The sequence below is a fragment of the uncultured Parabacteroides sp. genome (genome assembly GCF_902493135.1).
Taxonomy (GTDB): Bacteria; Bacteroidota; Bacteroidia; order Bacteroidales; family Tannerellaceae; genus Parabacteroides.
The window spans coordinates 1-22,011 of record NZ_CABUOD010000040.1 but is presented as its reverse complement, the minus strand read 5'-3'; the positions used below and the strand labels follow the sequence as shown (position 1 = coordinate 22,011).

Here is a 22,011-nt window from a genome sequence, read left to right as displayed (position 1 = left end):
TATTTGCGCTTTCACCCTTACATTTGCAAAACTATGACACTGAAACGTAAATATTCATCTCCACAGCCGAATCACCCGCGCGTGCACAAGGTCACTTTCATGCTCAACGACGATGAGCAGAAGGCTGTGGAACGTTATCTTGCCAGGTATAAAATCATCAACAAATCCCGCTGGTACCGCGAGACCATCCTGTCCCACATACTCAAAACCCTGGAAGAGGACTATCCCACCCTTTTCAACGAAAACGAAATGAGAAGATGATCGACCCGTTCAACGACGAATATTTCATGAAGCAGGCGCTGATAGAAGCCCGTGCAGCCGCCGATGAGGGAGAAGTTCCCGTCGGAGCCGTTATCGTATGCAACAACCGGATCATAGCCCGCGCCCACAACCAGACGGAACGTCTGAACGACCCGACCGCCCATGCCGAGATGCTCGCAATAACGGCGGCTGTCGGTGTTTTGGGAGCCAAGTATCTGACCGGATGCAGCCTTTACGTGACGGTGGAACCATGCGTGATGTGTGCCGGAGCGATCGGATGGTCGCAACTGAGCAAGATTGTCTACGGGGCGACAGACGAAAAAAGAGGCTTCCAGCAATACGCACCGAAAGCCTTACATCCCAAAGCGACAGTCAAAAAAGGAGTTCTCGAAAACGAGTGCGCCGAAGAAATGCGCAACTTCTTTCAGCGCAAGCGCTGAACAGCTTATTTTACTTCCTCATAATCCACATACTCCCCTTCCTCTTTTGCAAAGATCTTTTTACGGGAGGCCTGCGAAGCATATTCGTCACGTGCAGAACTGTTGCTGTGCGCGTCGGAAGAGTAACCGCTTGTCTGACGGCGTTGTTCACCCTTCTTTCCGCTACTTCCGCTTCCGAACAGGATATTTTTAAAGGTACGCAAGATAGAGAATCCCATTAGAAAAACTAACAGGATAAAGAAGAAGAACATAACAAACAAAAACTTAAACATATTCCGTCACTTAGTTGGTTTATTACACAAACACAAAGATACGAACTCTTGTTTATCTTCTTTTGTTAAAAAAAGACAAGGTTATATAGAGAATGATTGTTCCGGCAATGCCCAGAACACCAAAGAGAGCCACAAAGGCCACCGCCCCGGCTACTAAACTATAGCGAAACTCATTGCCTTTCCATGCCAACGACTTTACTTTCAATGAGAACATCGGGACTTCAGACACCAGCAAAAACGAGAACAGAACCGCCACAACTATCGTTCCGGCAATAAACCCGATGCTGTCCACCGGTACGGCCGAATCGAACGCATACCCGATAGACGCCCAGAAAAGAGCATGAGCCGGGACAGGCATACCGATAAAAGAAGTCGTCTGCCTTTCATCGATATTGAATTTGGCAAGGCGCAATCCGGAAAAGACCGGTATCACCAGAGCCATATACGGGACATAACCGGCCGCCTCTCCCAAAACAGGAGTCGTCATGCACGCCTGCTCCAACAACCAATAGACAATCATTCCGGGAGCAACCCCGAAACTTACCATATCGGAAAGGGAATCCAACTCCTTTCCCATCGGAGAGTAAGCGTGCAGGGAGCGTGCGGCAAAACCGTCGCCGAAATCGAAAACGGCCGCAATGACAATCCACAGGGTAGCCATCGGCAAGTTCCCCCTTAACGCCATAATACAAGCGATACAACCCGATATCAGGCTGCAGCAGGTAACAAAATTAGGTATACTATTCTTGATGCTCATTTATTTCTCTTATTTTCCCAAACGGGCTATCGGAGTCTGGTTACCGGTAACCTTCTGATCCATCTCGACCAGGACTTCCGTCCCGACAGGCAGGTAAACGTCTACACGCGAACCGAACTTGATGAAGCCCATCTGCTCGTCCACGTGGCACTTTTCACCGACTTTGGCATAGGTCACGATACGTCGTGCCAACGCACCTGCGATCTGGCGTGCCAATACATCTACCCCGTTACGGGTTGTAATGACAACAGCCGAACGCTCGTTCTCCGTGCTACTCTTCGGCAAGTAAGCAGCGCGGAAACGTCCGTTCTGGTGTGACACCTGCTTGACAATCCCGTTCACCGGGAACCAGTTGGCATGCACATTGAAAACGGACATGAATATGGATATCTGCAAGCATTCCCTATGCAGGATTTCATTCTCCATCACTTCCTCGATCGCCACGATCGTACCGTCGGCCGGGGCGATCACCAACCCTTCCGAATCGAACGGGAAACGACGGAACGGGCTACGGAAAAAGTTAAGTACCAACAAGAACAGGACTGTGGTGACGAAAGTCGTGGTATAGAATACCCAACTTCTACCGACAGTATGATACAGCGCAACATCCACGACAAAGAATATCGTGAAAAGCGTTAATAATAGACCTGTTCCTTCTTTATGTACTTTCATTCTTTAATCCAATCGAGTATTTATCGTAAGAATTTGCAAAAATATTCATTTTTACCGAATAACAAAAATATATCACCCTTTCACCGCTTCTATTTTGTTTAATTCAACATACCAAAGGAAACCTTCCACCTCGTCATACCCCATTTGCCGGATCAGTTTCAGGTAATTCCTTACCTGGCTGTGATAGCGTTGGTCGGCATGTTCTCCAAACTTATAGTCGACCACGACCACACGGTTCCCGGTGATCATCACGCGGTCCGGACGCTTGGACAGCCCTTTGCCGAACAGGATATCGACCTCGTTCAACACACGTGCCGTACCGTCATACCAAGAGGCGGCTTCCGGCAGGTTCAACAACTCTTCGAGACGTACGACGAGCGCCGCCGCTTCCTCTCTGTCGATCACCCCTTCCTGGCGGTATCGTTCGACCGACTGCGGAATATCCTTCCGGGTACGGATACGGCTCAACACCTCGTGCATCAAAGCCCCGTGTTTCCGGCGGGCATTATCGAAGAAATAGCCTTTTCCATGCAGGCGTAATTGCAAACGGTCGTCCGGCGAAATGGAGCTAAGGCGCGTCATCCCGATCTCCTGCATATCCCCGTTCTCTTCCTTTGCGGCAGGATGCCACCAGTCGCCCAGCTCGAAAACGCCTGTTCCGATATCGAAAGCGGCAGGCAGCGAGATCAGTTTCTCTCCCTCCCGCGTATCGGGCAGATCCGTACGCAGGCCGGTCCACAAGGCGTCGGTCAGAGTCGAGATCTTTTCCACTTCACCGGTTTCTTCCTTCATCTTCTTCGGACGCGGAGAGAAAACGATCAACTCCTCTTTCGAACGGGTAAAAGCGACATATAACGTATTCAGGTTGTCAATAAAGGCATGCAAGCGTTCCTTAAAATAATCGCCTGCAAAAATCGTCTTTCCCAACGACTGGCTGTAGCGAACGGGAACCAGGTGCAGGCGGTCGAACGGCTTCTCTTCCGGATGACACCAGAGGATGACCGGTTTTGTCGGCTTATGGTCGATCTCCCAATCCCCGAAAGGAATGATTACGACCTTAAAGCCCAGCCCCTTCGACTTATGGACCGTGAGGATACGGATCGCGTTCTGTCCGTCCGGCGTGGCAATCGTTTTCCGGCAACCCGTTTCGTCCCACCATTTCAGGAAACGGTTCAGGTCCGCGCTCTCCTTCTGGGTATATTCGGACACCATATCCAGGAAAGCCTGGACAAAAACCTGCTCGTTTTCGGGAAAGTCGCCGGCAAAAAGGCGGAACAGGCCTTCCGTTATTTCATAGAGGGACTGACGGGAGAGAATTTGCAGGACAGAGACGACTTCCGGCGGAAAAGCCGGGGCTTCGACGCCAAATATCCCTTTCAACACCTGATAGGAGTATAAAGCGATCTGCTCGTTCGTCCGGTCTTCGGGGTTCTTCAGGTAACGCAACAGGGAAACCATGAAACGGACAGCCGTCGAACCGCTGACAAACAACGCCTCATCCGAAATAATATCGTAGTTGTAGCGTTCGGAAGGATGCTCTTCCTTATAGGCCAGCAATGCATCCGCCACCTGTGCCCCTTCCTGGTTGGTGCGGACAAGGATCGCAATGTCCTTTAACGCATATCCGTTATCCTGCAACTTCTCCAACACGCCGGGCAGACGTCCGAGGGCCTCTTCTTTCCAATCTTTCTCATCATCGCCGGAAAGAAATTCAATCCGTACATGCCCGTCTTTCTGCATGAAAGGAGGAGGAACCTGTTGGAAACTTTTACCATAGGCGGACATGATCTTGGTGAAAAAAGCCGCACGCTGTTCCTCGCTCAGGGAAGAGACGGACAGCGCTTCATTATAGACAGCCTGCAGGACACCCGGAAGTGTCGTAAAAAGGGCATTGTTGAACTCCACGATATTCCGGCAACTACGCCAGTTATCCTTCAGCGTCTCTTCATGGATTTCTTCGGGGGAAAAGTCGGATTGCACCTGTTCGTCCAGCAACTTCCAGTCCGAGTTGCGGAAACGGTAGATGCTCTGCTTCACATCCCCCACGATCAGGTTGTCCCGGCTATGCGCCAGGCTCTCTTCGATCAGAGGACGAAAGTTGTCCCACTGCATCCCGCTGGTGTCCTGAAACTCGTCTATCATATAGTGGTCGACATGCGTACCGGTCTTTTCGTAAATGAAAGGGGCGTCGCTGCCTCCGATCACCTTACTGAGCAATTCGGTCGTGTCGGCAATCAACATCACATTCTTTTCTTCCCGGTAGGCGGCTATCTGGCGGGACACATCGGTCAGGATCCCCAACGTATAATAATAACGGACAATTTCACGGGCGGTATTATAGGCGGTCAGATTATTGAACAGGGAAACGATCCCTTTGATGCAATCGTTCAATCCATCCTCAAAAGCACATCCGATGATCTGCCGGGTACCGAGCGAAACCGTTTTCGTGAAACAGCCGTCCAGGTTATCCGCCAGACCGATAAAAGTAGCCGACGGCTCTTTCATCTCTCCTTGCACCAGACGGTCGAGAAGCGTCAGGGGCGAACGGCTGCCGCCTTTGAAGTCGGTGACTTTGAGTCCGTATTTATTCAGGATCGCCAAGCCGCGTTCTCCCAGTTCCTTAGCGGCGGCCTCCACCGAACGGATGATACCGTACAGCTCGTTTTTGTAGTCATCCAGCGCTTTCTTGTCCTCTATATCCCGGCCGACCGCTTCACTGAAAGCCTTATAGCTCTCCTTGAAGACCTCCCGGCTCAGGGCCATAATATCTTTACGGAGGTTCCATTCCCCTCCGTTCTCTATCTTATCTTCCGCAAACCGGAGCAGCCAGCCTAACAAGTCCTTGCTTTCGGGCTTTTCGAGATCCGACAACAGGTGATCGATTGCCGTCGTGAGCACCAGTTCCTGGTCCATCTCGATCCCGTAGCCGCCCTGCAAACCGATCTCGCGCGTAAAGGCACGCATGGTCTGCTGGAAAAAGCGGTCGATCGTACTGATGTTGAAAGCGGAATAATCATGCAGGATATCGATCAATATCTTGGCCGCCTGTTTCCGCACCTGGACCTCCGTCAACGAATAGGCGGACTTCAGCAATTCCACATAATCCGATTTCCTTCCGGAAGCCAGATTGTACAGTTCGTCGACAATACGGGTCTTCATCTCGTCCGTCGCCTTGTTCGTAAAGGTCACGGCAAGGATACGGCGAAAAGCGCCCGGCCCCGTAAACAGCAAGGTCAGATATTCACCGGTCAGCTTGTGCGTTTTCCCGGCTCCGGCGGAGGCTCTGTAGACTGTCAGCATACGATCAGATTATGCGGCTTTTGACGTAGCCTTCCTTTTGCAATAATTCCAGCACTTTAGGGCGCAGGTCACCCTGTACGATGATTTCCCCGTCTTTGGCCGAGCCGCCGACGCCGCATTTTACTTTCAGGAACTTCCCAAGCGCTTCCAGATCGGCAGCCGTCCCCCGGAAACCGGTCACCAATGTCACGGCTTTGCCGCCCCGGTTCCGCTTATCCAAAGCGATGCGCAACTGCTGCTTCTCTTTCGGAAGCGTTTCTTCTTCCTCTCCGTCTCCTGTGTTATATTGAAAATCCGGGTTCGTCGAATACATGACTCCCAAACGGTCCTTCCAGTCGTTACTCTTCATATTTCATCCTTTCTTTATGGGGTCAAATCTACAAATTAACGCCGGGATAAACAATACCCGACGATAATCCGGCCTCGCCAAGGCCGAACTGAAACTGTCGTTTCATTTTTATAACCAAGCGTGATAGAGTTACGGACTACATTGTCTATCTTTGCAAAAGATATCTGATTTTCAATTATTATATCTAACATGAAATGAAAATAACCGGCCCTCTAAATATATTGTTTCTATTGCTTATGTGCTGCCCGGCCTGGTCCGTCCAAGAGAAAGCGGCACAGGATTATATTCTATTACTCCACTCTATCAATTTCAACGAAAGCTGGACACATGAGCCCTGCGAGAAAATCCGGACCCTGTTTCCCCTCGAAGGGATCGAAGTGAAAGGGGAAGAGTTACAGATTCCGGCCATCAGCGACACGGCGCAAATCTGCGAAAGAATACAATACCTGCGCGAACAATATCCCACACCGCCCAAAGCGGTGGTCTGTATCGGCGATCCGGCATGGCTGGTCGTCCGCCCGCTGTTCGACAAGGAATGGAAAGACATTCCGACCCTGATCAGCTATTCGCGGGGAATGATGCCGCGAAACATAAAGGACATGGTAGACCGCAAACTGGACCCGAAAAAGGCCATGATGCCGACGGCTGCCGTGACAAAAGGCTATAAGGTCACGACTTTGAGCCAACCTCTCTATGTGCGGGAAACCGTCGAAACAATGTTAAAGATACAACCCGGACTGAAAAAAATCGTATTCATCAGCGACAACCGTTATATCAGCATCGTAACCGGGCAGGAGTTGCAGAGCGTCCTGAAGCAAGCTTTCCCCACGCTCCGGCTGGAGATGCTCACATGGCCGGAACTTTCGACCGAGAACCTGCTGGACAGACTGACGACCTACAGCAATAAAGACGCCGGCATCATCTATTACTCCTGGTATGCCACCCCGCAGAAAGAGGAAAGCCACTACCTGGTGGACAACGTGCAAAAGATGACGAACAGTTTCTCCAATCCGCCCGTCTTCCTGATATCCGACCGGGGATTGAAGAACGGGAGTTTTGCCGGCGGACATTATATTTCGACCGAGGATTTCGGCGACGCCATCGTCTCCACCTTGAAAGAAATACTGAAAGACAAAGACGCGCTCGTAGGCCGGGAGCTGGTGGGAGGAACACCCAAAACCTACCTGAACTACCAACATCTCTACGCACACGGTATCGACCCGTCCTTCTACCCGAAAAATGCGATCTATTTCGACGAACCGCCCACGTTTCTCGAAAAATACAAGATAGCCATCCTTTGCGGCATCGTCATCCTCTTCCTGCTTGCTTCCATTGCCGCACTGCGCATCCGCCTCCTTATCCTGAAGCAGAAAAGAAAAAAAGAATTGCTGGAAAAGGAGAAGATAGAAGAATCCGACCGCTTGAAAACGGCATTCCTTGCCAATATGAGCCATGAGATACGCACCCCGTTGAACGCAATCGTCGGTTTTTCCAACCTGATCGCCCAAGGGGAATGCCCGGAAGAAGACAGGGAGGAGTTTTGCAAGATCATCGAGACCAACAACGAACTGCTTCTGCAACTGATCAACGACATTCTCGATCTCTCCAAGATAGAAGCCGGCAAACTCGATTTCACATACAGTGATATCGACGTTTCCGCCCTGTTCAACCACTTGATGCAGGTATTCTCCGATAAGCCGCAACCGGGCGTGGAGCTGAAATGCGATCTCCCGGACAAGCCTTGCTTCATCCATTCCGAGAAAAACCGCCTGATGCAGGTCCTTACCAACTTCCTGACAAACGCCTGCAAATTCACGTTCAAAGGGTCTATCACAATGGGATATGAAGAGATGGACGGCGGGTTACGCTTCTATGTAACCGATACGGGAAAAGGGATCGCCGAAGAGAACCTCCCGCACGTATTCAAGCGGTTCGCCAAATTCGACGCTTTTATCCAAGGGACGGGACTCGGCTTATCGATTTGCCAGACCATCATAGAATGCCTGAAAGGGGAAATCGGAGTCGAATCGGAAGAAGGCGCGGGTAGCACGTTTTGGTTCACCATTCCCTGCGAAGTAAAAAAGGAGTAAGAGAGAGAGATCAGTTCCATGCCCATGAAACTTTAGTTTCCCCGGCATGAAACTATAGTTTCTCCCGCATGGAACTATAGTTTCATAGGCATGGAACTAAAGTTTCACATAAGGGAAACTCCCGGCAATAGTAGGGGGAAAGATCCTGAAGAGGCGGACTATTTCTGTATCAGTACCGTTGCGTAGGCGGCTATTCCTTCCTGCCGCCCGGTAAAGCCCAACTTCTCGGTGGTCGTCGCCTTGATGGAGATATCGTCGACATCCACCTGGAGGACGTCGGCCATCACCCGCTTCATTTCGGGAATATGGGGATTCAGTTTCGGACGTTCGGCGGCGACGGTCGCATCTATATTGCCCAACGTATATCCGGCATCACGGAGCAGTTCCATCGTATCGAACAACAGGATCTTGCTGTCGATGTCCTTGTATTCTCCTGCCGTATCGGGAAAATGATACCCGATATCGCGCATATTGGCTGCTCCTAACAAGGCGTCGCAGATGGCATGAATCAAGACATCCGCATCGCTGTGCCCTTGCAAGCCCATCGTATGCTCTATCTTCACTCCGCCCAGCCACAAGTCGCGGTCCGGAACCAGTGCATGCACATCATATCCAAAACCTACCCGAATCTTCATCCGCTATAATTTTTAATTCTTAATTTTTAATTTTTAATTACCTGAACAGGTTCTTGATCCCGTCCATATCGAAAGACAGGGAGAAACGGAGTGTCTGGTCCAACGGGTTCTGCGGAACCGTACTGATCAGATAAGCGGCATCCAGCTGGAACACGCTCATACGGAAACCGGCGCCTACGGAAAAGTATTTACGGTTGCCGACATTCGCATTCTCGTAAAAGTAACCGCCGCGAACGAAGAATTGTTCATTATAGCTATACTCGGCTCCGACCGAGACCATGATCTCTTTCAGCAAACCGTTAGGCGAATCGGTAAAAGACTTCATCATGCCGGAAATACTCGACCACGACTTATAGTCGTCCACACGCGTCTGGAAATCGGCATCCGTCTCTCCTTCTTCCTTTTGCGGGGCATACGGGACCATGTATTTGTTCAGGTCCAGATAAACGCCGATCTGGTTGTAGTCGTCGATCGGGTAAAGCAGGCCGGTTCCCAACGTCAGCTTTGCCGGAAGGTACTGGTTCGTATTGCCCCCGTCATACGAGATCTTACTCCCGATATTGGACAGGTTGAAACCGAAGCTCCACAACGCCTCGGCATTTCCCATCAGCACATATTTCTCCAGGTAACCGGAAATATCGGCTGCAAAAGCATTGCCCGCATTGCTCTCGTCACTCTGGTCCGTCCCCATATCCGAACGGATGTAACGCAAGGTTACCGCCATTGAATAGGACTCGGACAGCTTACGGCTATAAGCCACGTCGAACGCCATCTCATACGGATTTACTCCTATAGGGACATCCCCGATGTTCTCCCATATATTCACTTCGCCTAATGAGAAATAACGCAAAGACGCGCTGATAGCCTGCAAATCGCTATTCCCTAATTTGTAGTAACCGGTCATGTTCACCAAAGCCACATCGTTGACCAATTTACGCAACCACGGCGTGTAAGACAAGCTGACTCCCGCCTTGCTTCCCATAAAAGCATATTTGGCAGCATTCCAATACTGCGAATTGATGTCCGGCAAAGTTGCCGCCCCCATATCTCCCATACCGCCGCCTCGCGCATCCGGAGCGATATTCAGCGAAGGAACCGCCATTTGGAGCAAAGAAGGATTATCCACTTGTCCCCAAGCCGCAGCAACCGCAACCAAGAAGTTGAGTATTATAACGAGTGCACCGATTCTGAATTTACTTATCATATGTCTATTCTTAATTATTTTCCGATTCAATAGGGGGCGGTCCGCGAACCGTCCCCACTGCATTATAAACTGAATAATCCGAACTTTATTGTATGCTCGAATAAAATTCCTACTTTTGCCTTTTGAGTATGAAAGATATACAATCGACAGGCAAAGTTAAAGCATTATTTCTTCTGATGCGCCCTTCCCAGTGGGTAAAAAACATCCTCTTGTTCCTTCCCATGTTTTTTGCACAGGAGATAGGGGACGCGGACAGGTTGCGGAACGTTGCAATCCTGTTTGCCGGTTTCTGCCTCCTCACCAGCGGCGTCTATGTCTTCAACGACTTGATGGATGCGGGTGAAGACCGCCTGCATCCGGTCAAACGATTCCGTCCGATCGCCTCCCGGAAGGTTTCGCCGATGGCAGCCCTCGTCTTCATGTTCCTGCTCTATGGGATGAGTGCAGTCTGTTTCAGCTTCATCCATACAAGTAACAACCAGATCTGGTTGTTGTCAGGAGGATACATCCTCCTGAACTTAGCCTATACGCTTTACCTCAAGCAGGTGCAGATCATAGATGCCATGATCGTCGCCTGCGGTTTCATCATCCGGCTCGAAGCGGGAGCTGTCGCCGGGAAGATAGAACTTTCGCACTGGCTGATTATCATGACATTCATCCTCTCCCTCTTCCTCGCCTTCGCCAAGCGCCGGGACGATTTGCGCAATTTCATGGAAACCGGACAGATTTCACGTAAGAATATTACCGGATATACGATCGACTACCTGAACGTGATCCTGTCATTTCTTTCTTCCATCATTGCCGTGGCTTACATAGTATATACGCTTTCGCCCGAAGTGACGTCGAGGAGCAGCGAATACCTGTATGTCACGATCCCGTTCGTACTGGCAGGTATCATGCGTTACCTGCAGATCATCCTGGTGGAGAAGAGCAACTGCAACCCGACCGATATCCTGTTGCAGGACCGTACTTTGCAGCTGACCGTGGCCGGCTGGTTTATCGTATTCGCTTTACTTATTTATTGATATGGCAATCGCAATATTCGACTTCGACGGCACCCTCATTTCCCGCGACTCACTGCCGGACTTTCTGATTCAGGCTTGCGGACGAACGGCTTTCCTCCTGCGGCTCCCCTGGATGGTCCTGCTGAAAGGAGCGGCCTCGGCAGGCATTCTCTCCACGCACCGGGCCAAAGAGCTTGTGATCTCCTCTTTCCTGCGGGGGATGAAAACGGAGGATTTCCAACAGGCTTGCCTCGAATATGCCTCCCGCATACCGGCTTTCGTCTATCCTGCCGCCCTGAAAGAAATACGCAGGCATCAGGAAGAAGGAAACAAGATCGCCATTATCAGCGCGTCCGCGCCTGACTGGATACGTCCCTGGGCGCAAACAGTCGGAATCCGGCTTGTGGAAGGGACAGAGTTGGTAGTCAGGGGAGGGAGGCTGACCGGGCGATTTTCCACGCCCAACTGTAAAGGAAACGAGAAGGTCCGCAGGCTCCGCCGGCTATATCCGGATTTCGCCTCCGAGACGTTGCATGTATATGGCGACAGTTCCGGCGACAAGGAACTGCTCGCCCTTGCAGATGTTCCCCATTATAAACCGTTCAACAACAAATAAACATAGATATGATGCCATCCTGCCTGTCTATTCTGTTTCGCGCTCTCCGGATCGAGTGGAGAGAGACTAAGCGCACGTTATTTCCACCGACCCCGATAGAAACCGGGCTTTTCCTTTTCTTCTTCCTCCTTTACGGGTGTATCGGCTACCGGATGCTCTTTCATACGGAACTGATAGACGTGCCCAACGGGGGAGCGGGAAGTTACTTGGGTTATGACAATCTATTCCATCTTCACACGCGCGGAGGAGCGTTCGACGTCAGCCATCCTTTCTTCGGCATCTTCCATTTGTTGAAAACCCTGTTGACAATCCTGTTGACAACCCTGTTCAAAGAGAAAACTTCGGGTATTATCTGCCTGATGCTGATGAACCTGTTGATAACCGGCGGACTGGTCCTGATCTACCGCTACCTGAAACAGATCGTCCGGATTTCTTCCCGCCGGGCACTATTGCTGACAGGGTTCACGGGATGCTTCTTCACAACCGTTGTCCTGTCGTTCACAACGGAAACCTATCCGTTCTCCTTTTTCCTGCTCATCTTCTCACTGTTAATGCTTTCCAAGGAATACAAACAGACCGGATATATAAAAGGGCGGACTGTTCTCTTCCTCTCTTTCCTTTGCGGAGGGATCACAATCACCAACGCAGCCAAACCGGCAATGGCCCTGTTCCTGAACAAAGCACCGTTCTGGCATAAAATACGGACGGGATTCAAAGTCATGCTGCCATTTGTCGTTTGCGTAGCTGCCGTCATGAGCTTTTACACCCTCAAAGCGAAACTGTTCAATCCGGAAGGTCCGTCTCCGATCGAAACGACCAGGCAACTCGGACAATATTTTATCCACGACGAGACATTCGGCAAACAGGCACTGGTCGATTTCTGGGGCAATACGATTATAAGCACGCCTCTCACACAACAATCAGTCGGGAAAGAGGTCGTATTGCGACCCAGCGAATACCTGCACAGTTGGAACAATGCCGTGATCGTGTTTCTGCTGTTCTTGGTCGCCGCCTCGGCCTTGCTCAACCTCAAAAACAAATATGTACAACTGCTGCTTATGTACCTGAGTATCGATTTCGTGATCCACTTTATCATCCGCTACGGGATGAACGAAGCGATCCTGTTCGGCGGACACTGGATGTTTGCAGTCCCGATCCTGCTGGGTTGGCTATACACGCGATTGCCGATCCGCATGTACCGGATACTGGACTGGGTTATTATCGGATTCTTTGTCCTGACGGCTACGATAAATACGATGGAGCTCATGCGTTCCTTCTTATTCGCCTAAAATGATGAACTTCCTTGCTTTTGTCGCGTCTTTGGAATTATCGGTGCTGATGGCTGCCCGGTAGATATAGACACCGGGACGCAAACGGGCGCCGCCGGATGTCAGATCCCAGGAGACCGTATAGTTTTCGAACAGGCCTGACGTTCCGCTTTCTTCATGTCTCCAGAGCTGGCGGCCAGCCAGATCATAGACCATGATGCCCACCCGCATCCGGCTTTCCGGACGGTTGTGCATAAGATGGAAGGTCACCTGCTCGCGGGCGATGCCCGGTGTTGCGATCACATCGAACAGGAACGGTTTCAGCCCTTCCACCACTTCGAAGGTAAATGTCCGCACGGTCGAATTATTCAGGATATCCCACACCCGGAACTCTGCCGTATGTTTGCCCGGTTCCAGTGCCGGGATCGGGAACTTCACGATGCCGGCCCCATCTTCGCCCGGCAGCAATTCGTAATAACTGTTCAGATTATAGCTCAGGACGATCGACTCGTCTATTACCAGCATCATATCATGTCCGACACTGCTTCCCGTGATATTCACTCCGCTCTTGTCCCACAATTCGGCGACAAAATAGGGAGTCGTGTTCACCTGGCCGCCATCCACAAATGTCGTATCATTCAGGTAAAGGGCACGGATTTCCGGACCGACCGTATCGGTTTCCGCCGTATCGGAAGTTCCTCCGACAATGAAGTTGTCGAAATTGCCTTGCGCCTCATTGCCATTTTCCGTATCGACGGCATACAGGTTCATTTTCCCCTGCAAATTGGAATAGGAAATATCCTTCGGAACCGTAAAAGTAAAGCTGAACTTACCGTTACGCACGGAGTCATTCCCGACAAAAATCGTATTCGGATAGTCGGTAAAGGTGAAAGCGGCCTCATCTGATTTATTGTTATTCAAGCAGGTAACAGTGACCTTACTATCCTTCACTGTAGGATTCACGATACCGGTAAAGTCCGTAGCCAACGCTCCGGACGGATCCAGCACTTGCCCTTCGACGGTTATCTTTTCCAGAGCTTTGAACGGGATGGCCTCTCCATCCACAGCCTCTCCGTTGACAGACGTTACCTGCATACGATACTCCGGATAGTTCAGTTTCATGGCAGGGTCACCGATCAGACAGAAACCCAACTTATAACGAGCCGCCGAAGAATTGATCAGATCACATTTTGTCTCTTTAATGATTTCTCCCAACGTCAAACGTTTTCCATTCTTCTTCTCAAACATATTACGGATCAAACGACTGTTGATATATGCATTATAAGGGATGTAAGCTACGCGGACCGTCGTGAACAAAGCAATACCGCCACTTTTTGCATTCAGGAACAAATCTTCACCGGCAGAAGTGTTCAGATCGTCGAAACGGGTAAAGTCGCAAGTCGCCGTGATCCACACGGGTAAACGAGGATAAGAGAACTGAGTGATATCCGTCTGCGTCAAAACCTTTTCATCGCTCAGGGCTGTCGTTCCGCCATGCCCCGTATAATTAACCAAGAGCAAGCCGTCTTTCAGCAACTTCTGCAAATTGGAACGAACATCGGGGTATCCGTTCTGTCCGCCCGTTACATCTTTCCTATACGCATCGAAGTAGAGTTTATTCACAAGAAACTCAGGATGGTCGGCTACCAGATAGTCCGTCAACGTATCCGCCTGGATCATGTGCCCTTGAGAGAACCCGTCGCTGTTGCTTCCATCATCCGCCATAAAACAAAGATTGTTTTTCCAAATGCCGGTCTCCTTGTTTTCCATGTAGTTGATTACCTTATCCACCGCTTTGGTCGCCTGATCTAACGTACGGATCGGAAAACGTCCGATACCGATATTCACTTTCTTATAGGGGATTTTATCTTCATACTCTTTCTGGCCACTATTGCCACTATCTTCATCCTCAAGGAAGCCAAAATAATCATCTATCACATAAGAAAACTGATTCAACGACTTTTTCGTCTGGTACGTCAGCAGCATATTGCTCATATCCACCGATTTCCAAGCAGAGGTCAGTTTACGGTTGTCGAACGAGCCGTCACCGAACAGCAGCAAATATTTGGGAGCATCGGCTTCCGAAGTCTGCCGGTCGTAGAACATCTTCATAAAACGGCGGTAAGCGGTTGCATCCGGCGTACCGCTCGAAAACTCGTTATAAATCGCTTCCGGCGCTACGACCTGGACCGTCAGGTTATCTTTTGTCCGATGCGCTTCCGCCAGACGTTCCGCTTGTGCGGTGAAATTAGGCTGGGCAATAATGATCATATCTTGCTGCCCTAAGGCATGCAGATTCTGGTTCGCCACCTCGCCGACCGTCACGGGAGCTTTAATCTGCGAAGGCTTGACTACGACAAACTCCCTCAAAGAAACGGAAGCAGGAATCGAAAAAGACAGCTCCGTCCCGTTCAGAGACGTCTCCATCTGCTGCGGATTTACCCCGTCGGTCACATCAAAAACCAGTGTATTGGCATCGGCTCCCTGAATCACAAAGCGGGAAGCATTGCCTCTTGCCGAGAGACTGCGGAAGAATGTACAATTGTCATATACTTTCAATAGCCTCTTCATCTGAAGACGGAAATAGTTCAAGTGCACATTCTTGTGTCCGGTCGTACTGTATCTGATGTTGACCTTTACAGTCTCGCCTTTATCAGCCGTCCAAGCACTTTCGCGATGCAGTTCCCGTGCCACTTCGTATTCGTCCGAGGGGACCGACACCGAGCCGGAGATTAAAGAGTTGCCATCGACATTCATGGTGACCGTTCCGTTGCCGCGGGAGATAAAAGACAGGGTGGCCTTTCCCTCATCGTTCGTAATGCCCGGAATCGAGATTGTAAAATCACGGGATAAAGTAGAAGTAAACGACTCTCCATATAGTTCACGCCCGGAACTGTTCACCGATACCAACTCTTCTTCGTGCAAAACATAGTCATCGAAAGTCGTCACCTGCAGAGTAGCCCCATCGGCGGATGCAGCCTTTTCCATCGTCCGCCCGGCCGTTTCTTTTTCGGTCACGAAATAGTATCCGTAGTTGGAATAGGGGTTATTGGTATGGACAAAGGCTTTATCGGAAGAAGAATATTCCCATTTGCGTTTTCCTTTCCCATAGAACAGCAAGTAATCACTTCCGCGCCACACAGCCACTTCAGGCACATCATCTATATACATCTTAGAGAAATCTTCCTCCAACGGCCAACCTCCGTACCCGTAAACGGCGACCTTTTCCAGGCTGGAAAAGCCCATCTTCTTCAGGTCGGCAGCCGTCAGTTTGTAAATGCCGTCTTCTTCCACCTGTATCTTCACCCATTTCCCGGAGTTCAACACCGACCGGGAGGCATAGCGACTCCCATCCGCCCAGGCTGATGTCAGCAGACTGAATACAAACAGCAAGGTATATAAGATTCTCTTCATACGTTCTTTTTCCGTGTTATCTCACAAAGAAATCCAGCAGCTTCTGCTCGCCGATATATCCCTGCAAGTGGTCGTCTATCTTGACCGGCCCCACGCCCACCGGGGTTCCGGTGTAGATCAGATCGCCTATCTTCAACGTAAAGAAACGGCTCACATAGGCAATGATCTTATCGACCGGGAAAAGCATATCCTGCGTGTTTCCTTCCTGAACAGTCTTTCCGTTAATATCCAGGTGGAAAGGAATGCGGTTCACATCTCCCGCACGCTCTACCGGAATGAATGTTCCGAGAACTGCCGAATTATCGAACGCCTTGCTGATTTCCCAAGGCAGACCTTGCGCACGCAGTTTACGTTGCAGGTCGCGGGCAGTGAAGTCAATCCCCACCGTCACCTCGTTATAGTAACGGTGGGCGAAACGTTCGGCTATGTTTTTTCCCAGCCGGTCTATCTTCACGACGATCTCCGTTTCGTAGTGGATCTCCGAAGAGAAATCAGGAATGAAGAACGGTTTGCCGTCCTTCAGCAACGAAGAGTCGGACTTCATAAAGATAGTAGGCTCCGATAATTCTAACGAATGATGCAGCTCTTTATTGTGGGCGGCATAATTCATTCCTACGGCTATTATTTTCATATGTCAGTGATTGATTGAATTCAAGCGGTTGAACATCACGGCAAGGTGGGCGTACATAGAGGTATTTTGCACGACGATATCTTCCGGCACACGGATGCGGAACGGGGTAAAGTTCCACAAGGCCTTGATTCCTCCGGCGATAATCAGCTCGGTCACTTCCTGCGCCTTGTCGACAGGGACGGTGATCACTCCGATCGTCGCCCCGTATTCTTTCTGCTTGGCAGGAAAATCATCCATGTGGTAGACCGGTATCCCGTTGATCTCCGTTCCGGCCAGTTCCCGCCGGACATCGAAGCCTCCGACAATCTCCAGTCCATACTGTTTCAGACCGGAATCCTGCAGCAAGGCTGCTCCCAGACTACCGACCCCGAACAGGAATGCTTTATGCTGAGCCGTAAAGCCTAAGAAGTCTTCCAACACGTCCACCAGCGTACTGATCTCATAGCCGACTCGTGTCTTCCCCGAAATATTCACAAAGGAGAGGTCTTTCGCCACCTGACTGGGATCCACATTAATTTCTTTGGCAATCTGAGTAGATGATACGAAAGTCTCCCCTCTTCCTTTCATCAGTTTCAAAAAGGCAAGATACCACGGCAACCTCCTAAGAGTCGGCTCCGGCACTTTCCAGATTTGTTTCATTTCATCGTTAGCCATTGTTCCATCTTTATTAATGTAGCTCACAAAAGTACAATTTTTTTCTTTGGGAATAGAAAAATAGAATACGCTCTTTTCATAAAGCCGTTTTCAATCTTTATAAAATTGAATCGGAAGATACATTCTTCTCGTCTCATTAAATATGTCTAAGGATGTCTGAAGCAGGAACCTATTCGTCATGTAAAATTTATTCGTCCGAGGGTTATTTAGTGAATCTACAGTTACAAACTGACAGCCTGATATGTCAAACTGCGAGAAAGTAAACAAGACAAAATCTATAACCATTTGCCCGATAGATAAACTTTGAAAACCAGTTTTAACTCCCAAATGGCCGATATTAACAGCAGGAAATGAGGTTTGTTTCTCAAATGTAGAAATATATTCCTTATTAATTTTCAGTGATGACTGTTCGATAAAATCCTCCCGATCTTCCATATTATCAACTATGACAGCGTCATTCGCTAAAGTAAAAACAGCCAAAATATCCGAAGTTATAGTGTCTCGCACGCAATATGCAGAGACATAATGATGCTTTGCACAGATTAATATTTGATTATGGAAAAAATCATCAAGTTCTGCTCTTCCGCAAAAAAAAGATGACAACGCCTCGCTATCATCTTCCGTTATTTTACAAATTGATAAATTTTCAATATCCAAGTATCGGGTTTTTTCCTCCATTGTTGCTAATAAATATTTCTGCGGTTTTTTTCATTCTGGCCACTCTTTCAGCTACCATTTTCTTTTCTTCAGGAGTTAATCTGCCGTCTTTGATCCGCTGAAACTCCCGACGGAAATTTTCAACTTCCGTCCTTGTCATCTTAGGATTTGGAACTGTCTGTATCATAACTCTTAGTCTTTTTGTGTATTATTGTAATACAAATGTAGTAAGAAAAAACGAAACAGATTCATCTTAATCTCTAAAACATACAGAGCCAATGCCTTTTTAACAAAAAGCCTCCCCGATATTGCTACCGGAGAGGCTTCATTTTGTGTCTGCGTTTTCTCTTCACAGGGATAATGGCAGATGAACTTTTTTAATTTTTTACTTTAGTATTAATATTACCGCTTGTTCACCCGTCACGGGATAATTGCCATCGTAAAAATACACAACCGTGTATCCCTACGTGCGCACGGCAAATTTTAGAATTATATTGATTAAGAGAGGCGAAGCAAGCCCCGCCTCTACATAATATCCTTTTTACTTAACGATAGCTTTAACAGCTTCTTCGCCTTCAACAGCTACTACGACTACACCCTGAGGAGCAGCGATTATAGCATTGTCAGAAGTGATAACCGTGTTAGCGACTGTCTGGCCTAAGATGTTAGTGATAACCACTTTCTTGCCGGCAGCGTTAGCAACCGTTACCTGACCTTCGCCTGCGATAACAGTTACATCGGAAATGGTAACTCCCTCGTTAGAAGTCGGTGTTTCCTGAGCTTCCAATGTAAAGTTATTACCATTGGCATAACCTGTAGCCAGAGATATAACAGTATTAACCTGTTTTACATACTCACCGGTTGCAACATTCTGAATCTTATATTCACCCGGATTAGCTGTAGTCTGGAATGCAAATGCTGCACGGTTCTGAGCACCGTCTTTACCACCAATTACCATTGTGTCAGTCTTTGCATAAGGAGCTACAACCAAAGTATCACCCGTTTCAAACGGCTGTTTAGCTTTAGCAAATACAAGTTTTTCTGCATTTGCTTTGCCATCTCTTGCCAAAGTATTCATCATATAATAACGGGCACCAGCAATAGAATCTTCTGGAGTCAATGTACCTGCTGTAGCCTGAGTTGTAGAAATATAATATGTCGGCATTGCAGCATTATGTGTACAAGCTGAATCAACATATAACACGAAGTTATTTGCTGCATAAGCAGGGTCAGACTTCAGCATTGACTCACCGACACCGCGCAATACAGCTGCACCATCAGCATTCGTAGTAATAGCCAAAGATGTATTATTTACAGACTGTACTCTATAATGGCCTGTTTCTACTGCTGCATATTTCGGAGCTTCTGGAATATCCAATACGAAATATCCGGTAGGTAAGCCCTTTACATCAGAACCAACCAATAAATCATTAGAGCCTATTACAGTCAACTGGGTTCCATTTACCCACAAACTATCTGCTTTAAAACCAGAATGATTTACACCAATCATAGCTGTATCAACAGGAAGTATCTGATATGCACCTTCACAATTCTGACGGAAGATAACAGCCACAGCAGCGCTATCGGCAACAGCACCATCACCACGATCTTCAAAATCACTCAATGCAAATGCAGAATTTCTACCATCCCAAACTAAATATTCTCTAACACTATTATCTCCATAATTATTGACCATCAGCTGATAAGCGCGACGATTCAAACCTTCAGAAGCATTATATTTAACATCTTTATCTTTTCCATCTTTATCTTTTACAGCTACAAGTTTGAATTCGATAGCATCTTCCACATCTGCAACCTGACGAACATGAAGTAATGAGTCAGCTCTATTACCAACTACATATAAGTTTTCAACACCACCAAATGCAGTGAACCGTAAACGGACAGCTAAATTATCCAATTCTTCAGCAGTGAAATGCTTGTAACCTAAGTAAGCATCATCTTCATCTACATCAGCGATCGGTTTAATAATCAATGTTTCGTCACCATATTTGTATTCATTTTCTTTATCAGTTGTATAAAGAGTCATTACCTGTTGATAATTCTTGAATACAACACCATTTTCACGGTTTACAATGCTATAACGTCCATTTGAACCAGAAAGTCTCCACTGAGAATAAGGGACTTCCTTACAAACGGCAGTACCGAGAGAATCATATTCAGCAACGGCACCAGCCTTAACTAAAGCTGCTTGATAGAAGCCGCCATTTTTCTGCTGAATAGAGTAGATGCCTTCCGGCAAGTTAGCTTTTGTTCCTTCACCTAAAGTAATAAATGGCAACTGATATTTAGGCTGAGATACTAAATAAGAAGAATCAAGCGGAGTCAGAACAGGAGTATTACCTGTACCAATTACATAATTAGCCAAATAACCAGCGCCAGGGGCAGAAGCATGGTTAATACCCTGTGAGAAAGAATTACCACTTACACCAATAGAAGGTATAGTATCAACTTTTACAATCAAAGAGTCAGATGCAACCTTTCCAATGTTTTTATAAATAAAGAAACGATAGTTAGCCGGTTGTCTACCTGCAGCAACAGAATCTGTAGTCCAAGCAGCTGGAGAGGACCAAGCGGCATGAGTTGAACTGATAGTATCTAATGCCATCCGTAGCCCCTTTGCGTTAATAGAGTCTACACGACCAAAACCATCGACAAATACAGTATCAACAACCAGAAAAACATTATTATTCTTCAGATAATTACCATCAGCATCTTTAACTTTACGATCTTTGCTTTTATCTTTGGCTTGTAAATAAACACCAGGATAAGTCAAGGGATTACCTAAAGTACTCGCATCCTGAGCAATAAATTCACCAATCAAAGGATCCTTAGTCTTATCTGTATAAGTACCTAAGACATTCAGTTTGAAAGATTTTCCTCCTAATTCTGCATTCAGCATTTCTGCTGTCATATAAATCTCTGCAGGGTTAAAAGGTTTAACACCCTTTCCGTTCAAATTTGCACTTTTACCTTTTACAAATTTTACTACACTACCAGTAGACGCTCCTGAGAAATCCAATACATAAGGCTTGTTCTGAGCATCATAAGCAACTAACGCAGAGTCAGTACCATTATAATCCCATGTAAATTCAGAGAATGCGCCTTCTGTTGCAGGATCAACCAAGATAGCCGTTTGATCTTTGTTATCGCCAGCATACTTTACAGCTAAGATTTTACCTGTGTACTTATTCTTAAAAGTATAAACAGGAGCAGAAGGAGCCTGTGACTTAATCACTGTCGGTTCCCACAAAGCTGAGTCAGTAGATGCAGTCAACAAATCTCCTGATTCAAGACCTTTTTTTACCAGAGCAAAACCATCATCCGTCTTTTTAATGGTAAGGAATACATTTGTAGTACCTGTAAAAGCACCAATGTGGTAATAATTACCAGTTGCTACAGTTTCAGCTTTCACAGCATCTTTCGGAGCGTCGTCCGGATTCGTTGCATTTGCGAAACCAGAGAGCAATAAGCATGCTGCTACAAGAGTAGAAAACTTTTTGTTCATAATCTAATAATTTAATTAATAATACTATATATAATGAAATTCAGTTCTTTCGTCCCTTCTTGGGATCATCCTATAAAATGACTAATGAAAACGTACGTTTTTTTTAGTCATTTTTTGGGAGGGTTCGGATGGTTCGTGATAAAAAGGTGGTTTTTCGTACTGGTTAAGCTATCTAATTGATAAGAAAGAATATAGAAAAACACGGCTCTTTCATTTAACTGAAAAATAGAGATATAGTTCCCTTACCCGGTTCGGATAGAA

General features: G+C 47.9%; 19 protein-coding genes. 6 read left to right on the top strand and 13 right to left on the bottom strand.

All coding sequences use genetic code 11. The annotated features are described in order from the left end of the window. The first annotated feature begins 33 nt into the window (after positions 1–33). Complete coding sequence (locus RDN79_RS15355) at positions 34–261, top strand: hypothetical protein (RefSeq protein ID WP_005644624.1); 228 nt, start codon at positions 34–36, stop codon at positions 259–261. After that, positions 258–701, top strand: coding sequence for a nucleoside deaminase (locus RDN79_RS15350; RefSeq protein ID WP_298552143.1), 444 nt, complete (start codon positions 258–260; stop codon positions 699–701). The genes RDN79_RS15355 and RDN79_RS15350 overlap by 4 nt, the downstream gene beginning before the upstream one ends. A 5-nt stretch (positions 702–706) precedes the next feature. Here the strand turns inward: RDN79_RS15350 and RDN79_RS15345 are convergent, their stop codons facing one another. The 5 genes from RDN79_RS15345 to RDN79_RS15325 form a co-directional block, all read right to left on the bottom strand. Continuing rightward, a complete protein-coding gene (locus RDN79_RS15345) occupies positions 707–973 on the bottom strand; it encodes a DUF4834 family protein (protein WP_298552141.1) in 267 nt (88 codons plus the stop codon). A 52-nt stretch (positions 974–1,025) separates the two neighbouring features. After that, positions 1,026–1,730, bottom strand: a complete 705-nt coding sequence (locus RDN79_RS15340) for a phosphatidylcholine/phosphatidylserine synthase (RefSeq protein WP_298552139.1) — start codon at positions 1,728–1,730, stop codon at positions 1,026–1,028. Between the two features lie 9 nt (positions 1,731–1,739). Beyond that, complete coding sequence (locus RDN79_RS15335) at positions 1,740–2,402, bottom strand: phosphatidylserine decarboxylase family protein (RefSeq protein ID WP_298552136.1); 663 nt, start codon at positions 2,400–2,402, stop codon at positions 1,740–1,742. Positions 2,403–2,474: 72 nt separating this feature from the next. Further along, positions 2,475–5,702 (bottom strand): exodeoxyribonuclease V subunit beta, encoded by a 3,228-nt coding sequence (locus RDN79_RS15330; protein WP_298552135.1) that lies wholly within the window; start codon positions 5,700–5,702, stop codon positions 2,475–2,477. Between the two features lie 4 nt (positions 5,703–5,706). Then, on the bottom strand, positions 5,707–6,051 hold the full coding sequence (locus RDN79_RS15325; RefSeq protein WP_298552134.1) for a translation initiation factor: 345 nt from the start codon (positions 6,049–6,051) through the stop codon (positions 5,707–5,709). A gap of 194 nt (positions 6,052–6,245) precedes the next feature. On the opposite strand from RDN79_RS15325, the gene RDN79_RS15320 reads away from it, so the two are divergent. After that, positions 6,246–8,141 carry a HAMP domain-containing sensor histidine kinase gene (locus tag RDN79_RS15320; RefSeq protein WP_298552133.1) on the top strand — a complete coding sequence of 632 codons (1,896 nt, stop codon included), beginning with the start codon at positions 6,246–6,248 and terminating at the stop codon, positions 8,139–8,141. A gap of 158 nt (positions 8,142–8,299) precedes the next feature. Here RDN79_RS15320 and ispF read toward each other — a convergent pair whose 3' ends face one another. Together ispF and porV are read right to left on the bottom strand one after the other, a co-directional pair. Beyond that, positions 8,300–8,776: a 2-C-methyl-D-erythritol 2,4-cyclodiphosphate synthase gene (gene ispF / locus RDN79_RS15315; protein ID WP_298552132.1), complete on the bottom strand. Its 477-nt coding sequence runs from the start codon at positions 8,774–8,776 to the stop codon at positions 8,300–8,302. A gap of 37 nt (positions 8,777–8,813) precedes the next feature. Further along, positions 8,814–9,980: a type IX secretion system outer membrane channel protein PorV gene (gene porV / locus RDN79_RS15310; protein WP_298552130.1), complete on the bottom strand. Its 1,167-nt coding sequence runs from the start codon at positions 9,978–9,980 to the stop codon at positions 8,814–8,816. A 128-nt stretch (positions 9,981–10,108) separates the two neighbouring features. Between porV and RDN79_RS15305 the strand changes: the two genes are divergently transcribed. The 3 genes from RDN79_RS15305 to RDN79_RS15295 are packed head-to-tail and all read left to right on the top strand — an operon-like array spanning position 10,109 to position 12,889. Beyond that, positions 10,109–11,005, top strand: coding sequence for a decaprenyl-phosphate phosphoribosyltransferase (locus tag RDN79_RS15305; RefSeq protein WP_298552128.1), 897 nt, complete (start codon positions 10,109–10,111; stop codon positions 11,003–11,005). A gap of 1 nt (position 11,006) precedes the next feature. Continuing rightward, the gene (locus RDN79_RS15300; protein WP_298552126.1) at positions 11,007–11,600 is read left to right on the top strand and encodes an HAD-IB family hydrolase; all 594 of its coding nucleotides are present in this window, start codon (positions 11,007–11,009) and stop codon (positions 11,598–11,600) included. An 8-nt stretch (positions 11,601–11,608) separates the two neighbouring features. Then, positions 11,609–12,889: a DUF6080 domain-containing protein gene (locus RDN79_RS15295; RefSeq protein WP_298552124.1), complete on the top strand. Its 1,281-nt coding sequence runs from the start codon at positions 11,609–11,611 to the stop codon at positions 12,887–12,889. On the opposite strand, the gene porU is transcribed toward RDN79_RS15295, so the two are convergent. From porU to RDN79_RS15265, 6 genes are all read right to left on the bottom strand, one after another. Then, on the bottom strand, positions 12,878–16,282 hold the full coding sequence (porU, locus tag RDN79_RS15290; RefSeq protein WP_298552123.1) for a type IX secretion system sortase PorU: 3,405 nt from the start codon (positions 16,280–16,282) through the stop codon (positions 12,878–12,880). The genes RDN79_RS15295 and porU overlap by 12 nt on opposite strands. Before the next feature lie 16 nt (positions 16,283–16,298). Beyond that, entirely contained in the window at positions 16,299–16,913 is a 615-nt protein-coding gene (locus RDN79_RS15285) for a fumarylacetoacetate hydrolase family protein (protein WP_298552122.1), read from the bottom strand. Between the two features lie 3 nt (positions 16,914–16,916). Then, entirely contained in the window at positions 16,917–17,567 is a 651-nt protein-coding gene (locus RDN79_RS15280) for a redox-sensing transcriptional repressor Rex (RefSeq protein WP_259032922.1), read from the bottom strand. A 90-nt stretch (positions 17,568–17,657) separates the two neighbouring features. After that, complete coding sequence (locus RDN79_RS15275; protein ID WP_308573259.1) at positions 17,658–18,245, bottom strand: hypothetical protein; 588 nt, start codon at positions 18,243–18,245, stop codon at positions 17,658–17,660. Then, the gene (locus RDN79_RS15270) at positions 18,214–18,411 is read right to left on the bottom strand and encodes a hypothetical protein (protein ID WP_298552120.1); all 198 of its coding nucleotides are present in this window, start codon (positions 18,409–18,411) and stop codon (positions 18,214–18,216) included. Before RDN79_RS15270 ends, RDN79_RS15275 begins: the two co-directional genes overlap by 32 nt. A gap of 354 nt (positions 18,412–18,765) precedes the next feature. Beyond that, positions 18,766–21,750 (bottom strand): DUF6383 domain-containing protein, encoded by a 2,985-nt coding sequence (locus RDN79_RS15265; RefSeq protein WP_298552119.1) that lies wholly within the window; start codon positions 21,748–21,750, stop codon positions 18,766–18,768. Positions 21,751–22,011 lie beyond the last annotated feature (261 nt).